The sequence below is a fragment of the Herbaspirillum sp. RV1423 genome, from assembly GCF_000577615.1.
GTDB lineage: Bacteria > Pseudomonadota > Gammaproteobacteria > Burkholderiales > Burkholderiaceae_D > Herbaspirillum.
The window spans coordinates 1-13,512 of record NZ_CBXX010000037.1 but is presented as its reverse complement, the minus strand read 5'-3'; the positions used below and the strand labels follow the sequence as shown (position 1 = coordinate 13,512).

At 57.7% G+C, this 13,512-nt stretch carries 10 protein-coding genes; 1 reads left to right on the top strand and 9 read right to left on the bottom strand.

Annotation, left to right across the window (positions count from 1 at the left end; genetic code table 11):
* Window positions 1-38: 38 nt before the first annotated feature.
* Together RV1423_RS23275 and argE are read right to left on the bottom strand one after the other, a co-directional pair.
* Window positions 39-1,403: an MmgE/PrpD family protein gene (locus RV1423_RS23275; protein WP_081768968.1), complete on the bottom strand. Its 1,365-nt coding sequence runs from the start codon at window positions 1,401-1,403 to the stop codon at window positions 39-41.
* Window positions 1,400-2,641, bottom strand: a complete 1,242-nt coding sequence (argE, locus tag RV1423_RS23270) for an acetylornithine deacetylase (protein ID WP_034302069.1) — start codon at window positions 2,639-2,641, stop codon at window positions 1,400-1,402. The genes RV1423_RS23275 and argE overlap by 4 nt, the downstream gene beginning before the upstream one ends.
* 227 nt (window positions 2,642-2,868) lie before the next feature.
* Here argE and RV1423_RS23265 point away from each other — a divergent pair, with 227 nt between their 5' ends.
* Window positions 2,869-4,266 carry a PLP-dependent aminotransferase family protein gene (locus RV1423_RS23265; protein ID WP_034302066.1) on the top strand — a complete coding sequence of 466 codons (1,398 nt, stop codon included), beginning with the start codon at window positions 2,869-2,871 and terminating at the stop codon, window positions 4,264-4,266.
* Between the two features lie 37 nt (window positions 4,267-4,303).
* Here the strand turns inward: RV1423_RS23265 and RV1423_RS23260 are convergent, their stop codons facing one another.
* The 7 genes from RV1423_RS23260 to RV1423_RS23230 all read right to left on the bottom strand — a co-directional run bounded on the left by RV1423_RS23260 (window position 4,304) and on the right by RV1423_RS23230 (window position 12,666).
* A complete protein-coding gene (locus tag RV1423_RS23260) occupies window positions 4,304-6,172 on the bottom strand; it encodes a methyl-accepting chemotaxis protein (RefSeq protein ID WP_034302126.1) in 1,869 nt (622 codons plus the stop codon).
* A gap of 309 nt (window positions 6,173-6,481) precedes the next feature.
* Complete coding sequence (locus RV1423_RS23255; protein WP_034302065.1) at window positions 6,482-7,069, bottom strand: transposase; 588 nt, start codon at window positions 7,067-7,069, stop codon at window positions 6,482-6,484.
* On the bottom strand, window positions 7,062-8,099 hold the full coding sequence (locus RV1423_RS23250; RefSeq protein WP_081768967.1) for an ABC transporter ATP-binding protein: 1,038 nt from the start codon (window positions 8,097-8,099) through the stop codon (window positions 7,062-7,064). The genes RV1423_RS23255 and RV1423_RS23250 overlap by 8 nt, the downstream gene beginning before the upstream one ends.
* A complete protein-coding gene (locus RV1423_RS23245) occupies window positions 8,096-9,097 on the bottom strand; it encodes an ABC transporter ATP-binding protein (RefSeq protein WP_034302063.1) in 1,002 nt (333 codons plus the stop codon). The genes RV1423_RS23250 and RV1423_RS23245 overlap by 4 nt, the downstream gene beginning before the upstream one ends.
* Window positions 9,098-9,122: 25 nt before the next feature.
* Entirely contained in the window at window positions 9,123-10,037 is a 915-nt protein-coding gene (locus RV1423_RS23240) for an ABC transporter permease (protein ID WP_081768971.1), read from the bottom strand.
* 13 nt (window positions 10,038-10,050) lie between these two features.
* Entirely contained in the window at window positions 10,051-11,025 is a 975-nt protein-coding gene (locus RV1423_RS23235; RefSeq protein ID WP_034302062.1) for an ABC transporter permease, read from the bottom strand.
* 72 nt (window positions 11,026-11,097) lie between these two features.
* Window positions 11,098-12,666, bottom strand: coding sequence for an ABC transporter substrate-binding protein (locus RV1423_RS23230; RefSeq protein WP_034302060.1), 1,569 nt, complete (start codon window positions 12,664-12,666; stop codon window positions 11,098-11,100).
* Between the last annotated feature and the right edge of the window lie 846 nt (window positions 12,667-13,512).

Genomic DNA, 13,512 nt, shown 5'->3' with positions numbered 1-13,512 from the left:
TCACACGCAAGGACGCCAGGTTATTCCTTTTATGCAATTCAGGCACGCAGGCATCGGAGCAAATTGTCCAACTTGCCCACGCGAGAGAAATTGCTGAATTTTTCAAACAATGCCTCGGCATCCATGCCGGACGTATTATTCCGAGCGCACTCGGTAAATTTTTGGCGCTGCTGATCTTCGGTGAGGGGGTTTTGCGGGCAGCCCTTGGGATACACTGCGCGGTGCTCGATAACCTTGCCGTCGACAAGCGTAATGCGCGCAAGGCAATCTCCCCCCCAAGGCAGGCTTTCAGTCTCAGGCAAGATTTCCCTGACATGCATGTGAACCAGAGGAAGCAAGCGCATCACCTCGCCATCGGTCAGCGCTTTCTCAGTGAAATGACTCATTCGAGGGATGCCGCGCACCAGTGCGAGCGCCGCGCAATAGTTCATGCTGAACCGGGCCTCCGACGGTGATGCCGGCTTCTGGTATCGCAGATTGGCGACCATGAATTCGGGCATATGGATATTGATCGACTTGATCTCATCGGTCTTGAATTCATGGTCGGCCGACAACGCCAACATCGCGTCAATGCCCAGGTGCGACGACATGCATGAAGGATACAGCTTAGCCACCAAACCATACTCGTCGATCGCCAGCGGCGCATCCGGGAAGGTCGCCGGTGAAAACTCGCCCAGATTGCCGCCGCCGGCATATAGTTCTTCGAACGACCATTTCCCTTGGAGCGTATTGGCCACCCCGGTCACACCTGCACTTGCCAGCTTGGCCGCGATGACCCCGTGCATCGCAGCAAATCCCGCATGCATCGGTTTGACCATCGATCCGAACTGGCGCTTGCTGCCGGCGGCCAGACTGGAGCTGATACTGATGGCATGCAGAATGCCCTGCTCGCCCAGTTTCATCAAAACGGCGCAGGCCGCAGCCGTTCCGATCGTACCGATGGTCGAAGTGGAATGCCAGCCAGACTCGTAATGCGAGGGATTGACCAGCTTGCCCAGTTGCGCCTCTACCTCCAGCCCTGCGATGTAGGCGTAAACAATTTCAGCCGGCTTGGCGTCGATGTCTTCTCCCAACGCCAACAACGCGGGCACCAGAGACGCACTGGCATGAGTCACAGGCGGGAAAAAATTGTCATCGAAATCCAGGGCATGTGCGGCACAACCATTGATCAGGGCAGCCCAAGGGGCTGCCACCGGCTGTTTATGCGTGACGGCGCTGGATTTTCCGCTACCGTCGTCGGGCGTGATCTTGCCTGCACCGATCACCGCCGGCTCATTGCGTCCGCCAAGCACGCAACCCATGACATCGGCGATCGCGATTTCCGCCTTCTTGATCGAGGATCCCGAAAATTCCTTGCCGCTATCCGCGCACCACACTGCAAGCAGCTCACTGAGATCCATCATGCGCCTCCTCGCTGGGAGACGGCCTGCCCAGCGTCCACGCTGGTGGTCATCACATATTTTTCAAAAAAAGCTTCACACCGCGCCAACTGTTCCAACGTGACGAATTCATTAGGCTTATGTGCGTGCGCGATATCTCCCGGCCCGCATATCACGGCCGGGATGCCGGCTGCACTGAACAGCCCCGCCTCGCTGCCGAAGCCAACCTTGGTGGCGCGCCCTGCGCCAAGGATGCGAATGGCGCGCTCGACCACATCGTCCGACGGCTTCGAATTGAGTCCTGGATAAGACGACAGGATTTCAAACTCGACGCGTCCCGCGTTTACGCCGCTTCCCCCCTCTGCCTCGACTTTCATCTGCGGCAGCATGGTCTGTTCGACGTAGGCGCGCAGTTCATCCAGGACTTGTTCCGGATTGACACCCGGCAGGAAACGATGCTCGAACACGAACTCACACTTGTCAGGAATTGTGTTGATCACCTTTCCGCCGTGAATCACCGTGGTGACAATGGTGGAATACGGAACGTCGAATTCGCGGTCCCAGGTTTCCGATCCGCGAACACGCTGGGCGATCTCGCGAATCTTGACGATAAGCTCGGCGGTGAAATCGACCGCATTGATTGCCAGTTGAGGAGAGGACGAATGGGCGGAATGGCCGTGTACCGAGCAACGGTAGGCGCGCTTGCCTTTGTGCGCGAGCACCGGCTGCATCATGGTGGGCTCGCCAACGATACAAGCGGTGGGTGTGATGCCATTGGCCTTGAGGTCGTCCAGCAGACCGCCTACCCCAAGGCATCCCAGTTCCTCGTCGTAAGAGAAGGAAAAATGAAGCGGCGTATGCAGCTTTTCGCGGGAGAAGCGCGGAAGCTGGGACAGACACACCGCGAGAAAACCCTTCATGTCGCAGGAACCGCGGCCATAAATACGGTCACCCATGGCGGTTGCGACAAATGGATCGGTATCCCATTTCTGCCCATCCACCGGTACTACATCGGTGTGACCGGAAAAAACGGTGCCGAAGCCGGGACCTTCGCCGTAAGTGGCGAACAGATTTGCCTTCTTTCCGGTTGGATCGTACGTCAACCTCACCTCGGCGCCTAAGCCCAGGAGGTAATCGCGCGCCCATTCGATCAAGCCCAGATTGGAATCCCGGCTGACAGTGTTAAAGCCGATCAGTTTGGACAGCAACGACAAGGTTTCAGCGGATGGCTGTGCTGAGGTGATTAATTGCATTTTTTCCATTCATTATCCATAAATAAGCTGCTTGCGACGCTGTGGAATCGCGCAATTCACCATGACAGATTTTGCGCTGTACCATGACAATAAAAGTCTTTATCGTCATCGACGGCGCCTTGCAAATTCATTAGAATAAGGCGATGTTAGTCAACCTGTGTAGAGTCGGCGATGGACAGATACTCATTAACTTGTTATGGCTGTACTGGTAACCAAAGAGTACAGATGGGGCGAAAATGGCATTGATCCAATTGTCGAGAGCATCGAAGCTATCTCTGGTGGAGCAAATCGTGGAACAGCTCAAGAACCTGATCGACAAAGGCTCCTTGCGCTCCGGTACGAAAATGACATCGATCAGGCTCTTCGCACACCAACACCTGACCAGCGTCCATACGGTCGCGGAAGCTTTCGAGCGATTGGTGGCGCTGGGATATCTGGAGTCCCGGCCGCGCAGCGGTTTCTTTATCAAGCGTCCCCGCCCGATCACGGACAAACGCAATCCGACCGAAAAATTTGCCAAGGCTTTCGACCATCTGTGGCAGTTGCGGTCCCACCTGATGAACGAAGACGGCTTGCTCAACGTGACGTCCGGCAAGCTGCCCAAGGAGTGGATGGATACAGACATGATCAAGGTCAGCCTGAAATCAGTCGCTTCCAAGGTCGACTCGGCAATGATGCAATATGGCGATCCCTATGGGTATCTGCCCTTGCGAACCTTGCTGCAATCCAAACTGGCCGATCTAGGAATCTATTCTCAGCCTGACCAGATGCTGCTCACCCAAGGCGCATCGCAGGCGATGGACCTGATCATTCGCTACCTGCTGCGGCACGGCGACAAGGTACTGATCGACGATCCCGGATATTTCAATCTGTTCAGCAATCTGCAAATGCAAGGCATAGAGCCTCTGCCGGTGCGCCGCAATCATGACGGCCCCGACCTGGACATGGTCGAAAAGCTGGCTCAGGAACATCGCCCCAGCGTCATGTTCACGCAATCGGTGTTGCATACCCCCACCGGATCGACGATCTCGCCCGGCAACGCCTATCGTCTTCTGCGCTTGTCCGAGCAATACGATTTTCGTATCGTCGAAAACGACGCCTATGCCGACATGCTTTCGGAACAAGTTCCCCGTCTGGCGACGCTGGATCAGCTTTCCCGGGTGTTCTACGTAGGTAGTTTTTCCAAAACGCTATCGGTCTCAGCGCGGGTCGGTTATGTGGCAGCTCCTGCCAATTCCATCAAGGACCTCGCCAACATGAAAATGATCACCAGCATCACCAGCTCGCAGTTAAGCGAGAAATTCGTATTTCATGCGCTGACCGAAGGCCAGTATCGCCGGTCGGTGGAACGCTTGCGACTGCGCCTGGCCGGCAGCATGACCGAAACCGAGGATATGTTGCGTCCGCTTGGATTCCATCTGTTTTGCCGACCGCTTGGCGGCAAGTTCATCTGGGTGAGGCATCCGAACTTCGAAAGCTCTTCGGACATCTGGAAGCTGGCCGCGAATGCCGGCATTGTCATTGCGCCGGGCAAGGTTTTCCGCTACGGCATGCAGGATACTCCCTGGTTCCGGCTCAATGTCTGCTATGGCGGAGAGCCCGCGCTGGCGAATCTGTTCAAATCGATCTGCTGAACCGATCGACGCAACGACCGCCCTTGCCCGGCGCATCTCATGGGCGGCCTAACGCGATCAAAGGACGGAGCGCCCGTGCTCCGGCTTCCACAATAGCGCCGCGTACGGGGGCAGAGTCGAACTGAAAGGTTCCGACCAGTTGATTGACGCGTGCCGCTTGCTCCTTGAGCGTGGCCGAAGCGGCAGTAGCTTGCTCGACCAGCGCCGCATTTTGCTGGGTGGAGTGCTCCAGTTCCGCCAGTGCGCCATTGATTTGTCCAATGCCGCCGCCCTGCTCACGCATCGAAACATTGATTTCCTGCACGATAGCGGCAACACGCTCGATGCCATTGACGATTTCCTGCATATTCTTCCCGGCTTCTTGTACTTTGACGCTTCCCGATTCAACGCTTTCTTCGGCTACGGTGATCAGGCTCTTGATCTCCTTGGCGGCGGTCGCGCTGCGTTGCGCCAGCGCCCGCACCTCGCTTGCCACCACCGCGAAGCCGCGCCCCTGCTCGCCGGCGCGCGCGGCTTCCACTGCGGCATTCAACGCCAGGATATTGGTCTGGAATGCTATGGCATCGATAACGCCGGTAATATTGGAGATATTCGCCGAGGCGCGGCAGATGTCATCCATAGTCGCCACCACCGTGCCCATGACGTCGCGACCGGCGACCGCGCCGGAGCAAACCGAACGCGCCAGTTCCGCCGCCTGGCCCGCGCAAGCCGCGCAATTTTCCACTGCCACCGTCATCTGTTCCAGCGATGCGGATGTCTCTTCCAGGCTACTCGCGGCGGATTCGGTGCGATGAGAAAGATCCCTGTGGCCGGATTCGATATCCCCGGTCGCCAGCGCCACCGACGAACTGCCGTCGCGGACTTCCTTCAATACCTCGGCGATCTTTTCCACAAAGGCATTGAATGACGCGGCGATCTGCGCCACCTCGTCGCGCCCGACCACGGGCAGCCGCTGCGACAAGTCCCCGCTTCCGGAACTGATTTGCTCCATTGCGTCGCGCACCCGCGACAGCCTGCGGAAAGACCGCGCGGTGAGCATCGCGCATAACAGCGTCGCGGCCACCACCAGGATGACTACTGCCACCGCCGAAGCGCTCAGCACGCTGCGTATCCCTGCGGTGGCCTCGCGCTCGTCGAGCGCAACCACCAGTGTCCATTCGGTATCCGGAATCTTCTTGGCGCGCAGCAGCTTCGGCGCGCCTGCGATATCTGCGGCGAGTATCTCGCCGCTTGATGCCGCCGCCAGGATCGCCTGCGGCGACGTGGATTCCGAGAACTGGTCTACCCGCTTGAGCAGTTGCTTTTCATCGGGATGCGCGATGATGACGCCGTCCTTGTCCAGAACCATTCCGATACTCGACGGTGTGGGATGCACGGCGGCGATCACTTCGCGGACCTTGTCCAGCGACACACCGCCGGCGACCACGCCTTGCGCGCGGCCGTCGCGCATCATCGGCGCGGTGAAGGAGACCAGCAGCACGCCGGTGGCCGAGCGATATGGTTTCGTGATCAGAGGTTTTCCGGCTGCGATGCTCTCCTTGTACCAGGGGCGAGTGGTCGGATCGTAATCGGCGGGCAGGCCGGGCGTGGCCGAGACGAACGATTTGTCCTGCCAGCCGCCGGTCGTCAGTGAAAATCCGCCGGCCGTCATCAGATGCTTGACCAGCGCCCGCGAATCTCCATGCTCAACCTCCGCGGCCACCGCCTGCACGGCGGTTGCTTTTGCATGACTCCACTCGCCGATAGCGAGCGAGTTCGCTGCCGTCAGGCTTTCCAGGTTCTGGTGCGTCGAGCGCACATTATCGTTGCGCACGAGTATGTACGTGGCGAAAGTGGTAAGCGCCAGCGACACAATGACAGTGCCCGCACTAATCGCCAGCATTTTGTTGCGAATAGATGAAATCATGCTTCCCCCAGACAATAGCGTGATGAATTCGGGCATGGCGCACATGCGCTGCCTTGTGATGAATCTTTTCTCCGCCCCCAGTTCGGTTTTTCACGGAGAGAGGATTGCGGTGTCGTTTCGCTCGACATGAAACTGTCCGGGATGCGGTTTTGCATCGTGCTTCAAAGAAAACCGGACGCAACCAATCGCATGGTCGAACGCCTCGGCGCGCCATCGGTCATTGGTCATTGGCAGTACGAATATGGTGGACGCATGGGAGCGGCGCTATCGGTTCTACCGGCTCTCCGGAAGAGGCGCCGGATCTCCGCCTCAGCAATGCAGCGGCAGTTGGATTTCGGCGTGCGGCTCTCTCGTCATGCCAGGCGTCACCGCGATGCCGCGCGCGTGCAGGTGTCGCGCGATCGCGTCCAGCAGCCGCTCGCCCATGTCGCGTTGCTCCAGCCACAAGCGGAATTCCTTCAAGGCCGCGACTGATGTCGGCGTCGCACATCCGTTGTGCAGCCCAAGAAAGCGCCGTATCGAGATGGAATCTTGCATCGACTCGATCATGCTTTCATCGGACAGGCCGAACCAGTATTGAAGAAAGAAAATACGCAAGCCCTGCTCCGCGTTAAAGCCGGCCTCCTCCTGGAATACCTGGCCCCCAACGTCCATGCGCGCCAACATATCCCACGGAACCACCTCATCCATCTGCTGCAGAAATGCCGAGCGCGATGTCACTTTTTCCTTGCGGCCCGACGGACTTTCCACCTGAAGTCGATGCAGTTCGTCTGTCTCGCCTTTCTGCCGGGAATCCATCCATGCACGGCCTGTCGAAGGCGCACCGGCTTGATCGAAACGCAAGGATGGCGCGCCGCCCAGAGCGGCCAGCCGCTCCCGGCTCCGACTCTTATCCATTCAGATGGCAGGCACTGATATGCCCTTGCGCGACCGTCTTCATCTCAGGCCGTTCTTGCTTGCAGCGCTCCATGACAAAAGGACACCGGGTATGAAAATGGCAACCCGGAGGAGGATCCAGCGGAGAAGGAAGCTCCCCCTTCATCGGATTGAACTCGCGCGGCGTAAGCGAAATGCGCGGGATTTCCGCCAGCAAGGCTTTTGTATAAGGATGATTGGGCTGGGCGAACAGTTCAACTGTCGGCGCTACCTCCACGATACGGCCCAGATACATGATGGCCACACGGTCCGAAATATGCTCAACCACTCCCAAATCATGGCTGATGAACAGATACGTCAACCCCAATCCCTCGCGCAGGCGCATGAACAGATTGATCACCTGCGCCTGCACTGAGACGTCCAGCGCGGCAACCGATTCATCGCATACCAGAAACTCCGGCTGTACCGCCAGTGCCCTTGCGATACCGATACGCTGGCGTTGTCCACCGGAAAACTGATGCGGATAACGCAATTGGTAAGTGGGGTCGAGGCCTACGCGCGTCATCAGGTCATCCACATACGCCTCCAACTCGGCGGGCTTGACCAGGCCATGCGCCAACGGGGCTTCGCCAATGATGTCGCGCACTCTCTTGCGTGGGTTGAGCGAAGCCATGGGATCCTGGAAGATCATCTGGATGGCCAAGGTCTGTCGTTTGCGCTGCTGTGCATCGAGCCGGTCGACCGATATTCCCTTCCACTCCATCGTTCCCGCAGATTTGGGATGAATGCCGGCAACCACTCTGCCCAGCGTCGATTTCCCGCAACCCGACTCCCCTACCAGGCCCAGCACTTCTCCCTTGCGAATCTCCAGCGATACATCGTCCACGGCGTGCACGGCGGGCAAGCTGCCTTTGCCGATCAGCCTGGCCAGCACGGTATCTACGATGTCGCGCTGCGCCGAGAAGCGCTTGGCGACTCCCACCAACCGCAGCAACGGCGTGTCGCTGATGGTTGCCTGCGCAACGGTACCGGCTTCTTCCATGATATTCATACTTTCACCTTATCGGCATGAAAACAGCGAACCATATGCTCGACGCCTGGTTCGGACGACAGATTGACGCCTTCCGGCACCGTTGCGCATATCTCGCTGGCGAACGAACAGCGCGGCCGGAAAGCGCAACCTTCGGGCAGGTCGGCTGCCGACGGCGCCATCCCTGGGATCTGGTACAACGGCTGCCCCCGCGGATTATTGCTGGGAATCGATTTCATCAGGCCGATGGTGTACGGATGGCGAGGCGCCGACATGACCTCGGCCACAGGACCGGATTCGACGATGCGACCGGCATACATCACGGCAATCTTGTCGGCCAGGCCCGAGACCAGCGACAGATCATGCGTTATCCAAATCAGCGCCGTGCCGGATTCCCGGCACAGCTTCTTGACCTCGTAGAGAATCTGGCCTTGTACGGTCACGTCCAGCGCGGTCGTCGGCTCGTCGGCAATGATCAGGTCCGGCTTGTTGAGGATCGCCGTGGCGATCGCGACACGCTGCCGCATGCCGCCGGAAAATTGATGCGGATAGGATTTGAGCCGCTCCTGCGGCGCAGGTATGCCTACGCGCTTTAGCGCATCATGGGCAATCTGATACGCACTGGCATGGCTCATGTCGGCGTGCGAATGCAGCGCTTCGCACATCTGGGTATCCACTCTCAATACCGGATTGAGGCTGGTGGTCGGATCCTGGAAAATCATGGCAATACGGTCGCCGCGCAATTGACGCAAGCGTTCCTGCGAGACGTTGACGAGATCCTCGACCAGGCCATCGCGACCGTGAAAGCGGATCGAACCGCCGACGATGCGCCCGGGCGCTTCCAGCAACCCCATGATCGAATAACCGGTAACGCTCTTTCCCGAGCCGGATTCGCCGACAAGTCCGAGAATCTCGCCACGCTTGAGCGTGAGATCGACGTTGTTCACCGAATGTACCGTTCCCGCGCGCGTCTCGAACCATGTTTTCAGGCCGCGCACTTCCAATAGTGTGTCATCCATTCATCTCTCCTAGTCAGCTCGTCGGTTATTTCTGCAGGCGTGGATTGAGCACGTCGCGCAGGTGATCGCCCACCAGGTTGATGGACATGATCAGGATGAGCAGCATCACACCGGGGAAAAAGCAGATCCAGTATTCTCCAGAGAGCATGTACGAATAGCCATTGGCGATCAGCCGACCGAGTGAAGGCTCGGTAATCGGCGCACCGACGCCGAGGAATGCCAGCGTCGCTTCCAGTGAGATCGCCGTGGCGATATTCATGGTGGCAACCACGATCAACGGAGGAATGCAATTGGGCAGGAGATGGCTGAATACTACGCGGCCACTTGACAGCCCGAGACTTTTTGCGGCCTCAATGTATTCGCGCTGCTTTTCGACCAGCGCGGCGCTGCGCACCGTGCGCGCATAGTAGGCCCATTGGACGGCGATGAGTGCGATGATGACCTTGTCCAGGCCCGAACCGAGCAACGCCACCAGGATCAGCGCAATGAGCATGGCCGGGAACGACAACTGCATGTCCACGATACGCATGAGCAATCCGTCGACCCAGCCGCCGAAATAGGCTGCAAGCAATCCAAGGGTGGCGCCGATGATCAGCGCGATGCCGGTGCTGACGAGGCCAACCAAAAGACTGATGCGCAAACCATAGATGATGCCGCTGTAGATGTCGCGGCCCTGGTCGTCGGTCCCCAGCCAGAAGCGATAACCAAGGCCTTCAGCCGCCGTGCCGGGATGCAGGTGGCTGTTCATCACATCCAGTTGATTGAGATCGTACGGGTTCTGTGGCGTGATCCAGGGAGCGAACACCGCTGCCAAGATCAGCACCAGTAAAATGGCCAAACCTGCCACCGCGATCTTGTTGCGCATGAAATCCTGCCCTGTGCGCAACCACAAAGAAGACCTGACCTTGGAATGCGGCTTGACTACCGCGTTTGCTTTCATTGTGATCTCCATGTCATGCCCTTCCTTTCGTACGAATGCGGGGGTCGAGCAGCGAATAGGTAAAATCGACCAGGATATTGATCAACGAGAACATCGCCATCACAACCAAGAGGTATGCCACAATTACCGGACGGTCCAGCCGCTGAATGCTATCGATGAGCAGCTTGCCCATGCCTGGCCAGGCAAACACCGTTTCTGTGACCACAGCGAAAGCGATCAGGGAGCCGAATTCCAACCCGACGATGGTCACGATGGGAATCGCGATATTCTTGAATACATGCAGCCAGATGATGCGCAACGGCCGCACACCCTTCGCGCGCGCGAACTTGATGTAATCATTCTGGACCACTTCGCGCGTCCCGGCTCGGCTCAAGCGAATGATCAGTGCAGTCTTGTATAACGACAATGTGAACGCGGGCAGAATCAGATGATGCAGCCCGTCCAACGTCAGAAAGCTTACCGGCACTCCGAACAGCAAGGTGGTCTGGCCGCGTCCTCCGGCAGGCATCCAGCCGAGCAGGACGGCAAAACCCAATACCATCATGAGGCCTATCCAGAAACCGGGCAGCGAAAAGCCCAAGATCGACATGCCCATGATCGCTTTGCTCAACTTCCCCTCGGGCTTGAGGCCGGCCATCATGCCCAGCGGCACGCCGGTGATCACCGCGATCACCAGCGCCAGCACCGCCAATTCCAGGGTTGCGGGCATGCGCTGCAAGATCAGTTGGATCGCCGGGACATTCTGGACGAACGAGCTTCCCAGGTCGCCATGCAAGGCATTCGAAAGGAAACGAAAGAACTGTATATAGAGCGGCTGATTCAAGCCCAGGCTTTGACGCACGGCTTCGCGCGTGGCTTCGTCGGCGGCCGGATCGACCAGGATTTCGATCGGATCACCGATGGCATACAGACCGACGAACAAAAGCAACGCAAGCACGAACATCGCCATGAGCGAGGGAATGATGCGCTTTATAAGAAATGAAATCATCGTGGACACGCGTTCAAGGATTGCGAGCGATACAAGGGCACGACGGCCTTACCGCGCCGCGTGCCGCCCTGGTTATTTGCCGCTGGGGCTGATGTTGGTGGCGCTGGTGAACTCGTCGGCGCGAGCTTCATAGCTCAGCGACTTCTTCATCGCCCACACGGCTTTTTCGGAATGCAGCGGCACCGCCGCCATTGCGTCCATCGACCGCTTGCTGGCCTGGGCCAGCAGCTCGGCGCGTTTGGCGTTGTCCACGGTAACCATGGCTTCGTCGATCAGCTTGTCAAGTTCGGGGTCGGAATACTTGCCAAAATTCGACACACCCCATCCCTTATCCTTATTTTGCGTAGCAACCAATGCGCGCAACGGTGAGGACATTTCTCCTGTCTGTGCGCCCCACCCTGCGAGATAGAAACCGAAGTCGTACTTGGCGCGATTGGCGAAAAAGGAACTGGAGGTCATGGTATTGACGATGACCTTGATGCCGATCCGGGAAAGGTACTGCGCCACCACCTGGGCGACCTGCGCATCATTCACATAGCGGTCGTTCGGCGATGCCAGCGTCACCGAAAAACCGTTCGGATAGCCCGCCTCGGCCAGCAGCTTCTTGGCTTCATCTGGCTTGTACTGCAACTGCGGCAGCTTGGGGTCGGCACCCGAGAACGACTTGTCCAATAACTGGTTGGCCGGCTCGGCCGCGCCTCCCATGACGCGCTTGACGATCGCTGTACGGTCAATGGCCATTGAGATCGCCCTGCGCACTTTCACATCCCTGAAGGGATTCTTGTTGCTGGTTCCCGTCACGCCCGGCGGCGGATCGCGGAACTGATCCATTACCAGGAAAATCGAGCGGGCCGCGACGACGTCGGCGATCCTATAATTTTTGTCGGCTTTGACGCGCTCACTGTCCTGCGTCGGCAGGCGTTCGATAAAATCGACATCCCCCGAGAGCAAGGCCGCGACGCGCGAACCGGGTGCGGCGATGGGACGCATGATGACCTGATCCCAGGCCGGTTTCTTGCCCCAATAAGCGTCGTTACGCACGAATTCTATGCGATCCCCTTTGGTGAAACTCTTGAATTTGAACGGACCGGTGCCGATGGCAGCCTTGCCGCTGTTGAAATCCGCAGTAGTTGGCATGGCATGCGAAATCTTGCAGCCGGCACTCGAAAACTTGACTTTCTCGCCCTCGATCAAAGAGTCGGAGATGATGCCCACCGAGGACAGCTCATTGGGCAACAAAGGATAAGGTTCGGCCGTCTTGATGATGAGTGTATAAGGATCAGGCGCTTCCATTTCCTTGATCGCCTTGGTGTATAGCGTGAAGGGGGATGGACTGTTTGGCACGGTCGGCACACGGCACATGGTGAACAGGACGTCGTTCGCATCGAAGGCGCTGCCGTCGTGGAACTTGACGTTGCGGCGGAGCTTGAATTCCCAGGTGGTCGGATTGATCGCCTTGAACGATTCGGCCAAACCGGGCTGCCATTCAAACTTGGAATTGGCAATGATCAGCGGTTCAAAAATATGCATGACGACCTGATTGTTTGGCGTCAGATTGTGGAAGTGCGGATCCATCGCCGTGGGTTCTGCGGCGAGTCCGATCTTAATGTCGGCGGCATGCGCGCCGACACTGAACAACATGCTTACCAACGCAATTGCCCGCCCTGCAAAGATACCTTTATTCACTTTTTTGATCTCCCCTGAGTTTGCTGGAATGGAAATATGTTAATCAACCTTATCCGTCTCAGGGATATACAGAATTTCAATAAGTCCAGACTTCTGTACTGAACCACCGAGAGTACAGATCAGCCTCGCCTGAGTGCGAATCAAACACGGACGTCTGATTGCACTGCACCAGCACAACGCATGCCAGCGCCTGCGCTGCAAGCTTGCATCCTGCAGATTAGCGGTGTCCACTCGTCTATGCGACAGGCGGGAAAGCGACCTCGGCGCGAGAAGCTAGCTGGCGAGCAAGCCAGCGATGTCAGCCGCACATGCTGCTGCACCGCAACGATGCGAGGCATGCACCAATCCGAGCGGAGCGGGACACGGGATACTCCTGCTTGTAAAGTCTCTCCATTCTGTGCTGTTCACCATGGCAAGATCACCGGGATAGCCGACAATTACAGTGATCGCGCAGAGGTTGAACAATTCGGATCAAGCAATCGGAAAGTGGCGGACGGTGGAGCAATGAAGCCGCCCCCTTCGATCAAGTGCGCTCAACCGGCTGATGATCGACCTGAAAAAATCTGCATGGATGGACCGCAGGAAGCAGCGCACGGAGAAGAGAAGAAAAGAAAAAGGACTTGCGAAAATGCTACCTCATCCTATAACGCACCCGCTCTAAAAATGAGATGTAGTAGTCGCGATCTGATCTGACAGTCACCCGGTTTGACGTATGCAGTTGTCAGGTCAAATTCAGTTGTTCAGTGTGGTGATTTTATCTCGCCAGGCCTCCTTTCCGTCAATTAGCGTTTGCATCGGTGT

Excerpts from the sequence above, each read along its gene's own strand:
- RV1423_RS23265 (WP_034302066.1), top strand. The coding sequence starts at position 2,869 with ATGGCATTGATCCAATTGTCGAGAGCATCGAAGCTATCTCTGGTGGAG.
- RV1423_RS23245 (WP_034302063.1), bottom strand. The coding sequence starts at position 9,097 with ATGGATGACACACTATTGGAAGTGCGCGGCCTGAAAACATGGTTCGAG.
- RV1423_RS23235 (WP_034302062.1), bottom strand. The coding sequence starts at position 11,025 with ATGATTTCATTTCTTATAAAGCGCATCATTCCCTCGCTCATGGCGATG.
- RV1423_RS23275 (WP_081768968.1), bottom strand. The coding sequence starts at position 1,403 with ATGATGGATCTCAGTGAGCTGCTTGCAGTGTGGTGCGCGGATAGCGGC.
- RV1423_RS23250 (WP_081768967.1), bottom strand. The coding sequence starts at position 8,099 with ATGAATATCATGGAAGAAGCCGGTACCGTTGCGCAGGCAACCATCAGC.
- RV1423_RS23260 (WP_034302126.1), bottom strand. The coding sequence starts at position 6,172 with ATGATTTCATCTATTCGCAACAAAATGCTGGCGATTAGTGCGGGCACT.
- RV1423_RS23230 (WP_034302060.1), bottom strand. The coding sequence starts at position 12,666 with ATGTTGTTCAGTGTCGGCGCGCATGCCGCCGACATTAAGATCGGACTC.
- RV1423_RS23255 (WP_034302065.1), bottom strand. The coding sequence starts at position 7,069 with ATGGATAAGAGTCGGAGCCGGGAGCGGCTGGCCGCTCTGGGCGGCGCG.
- argE (WP_034302069.1), bottom strand. The coding sequence starts at position 2,641 with ATGGAAAAAATGCAATTAATCACCTCAGCACAGCCATCCGCTGAAACC.
- RV1423_RS23240 (WP_081768971.1), bottom strand. The coding sequence starts at position 10,037 with ATGAAAGCAAACGCGGTAGTCAAGCCGCATTCCAAGGTCAGGTCTTCT.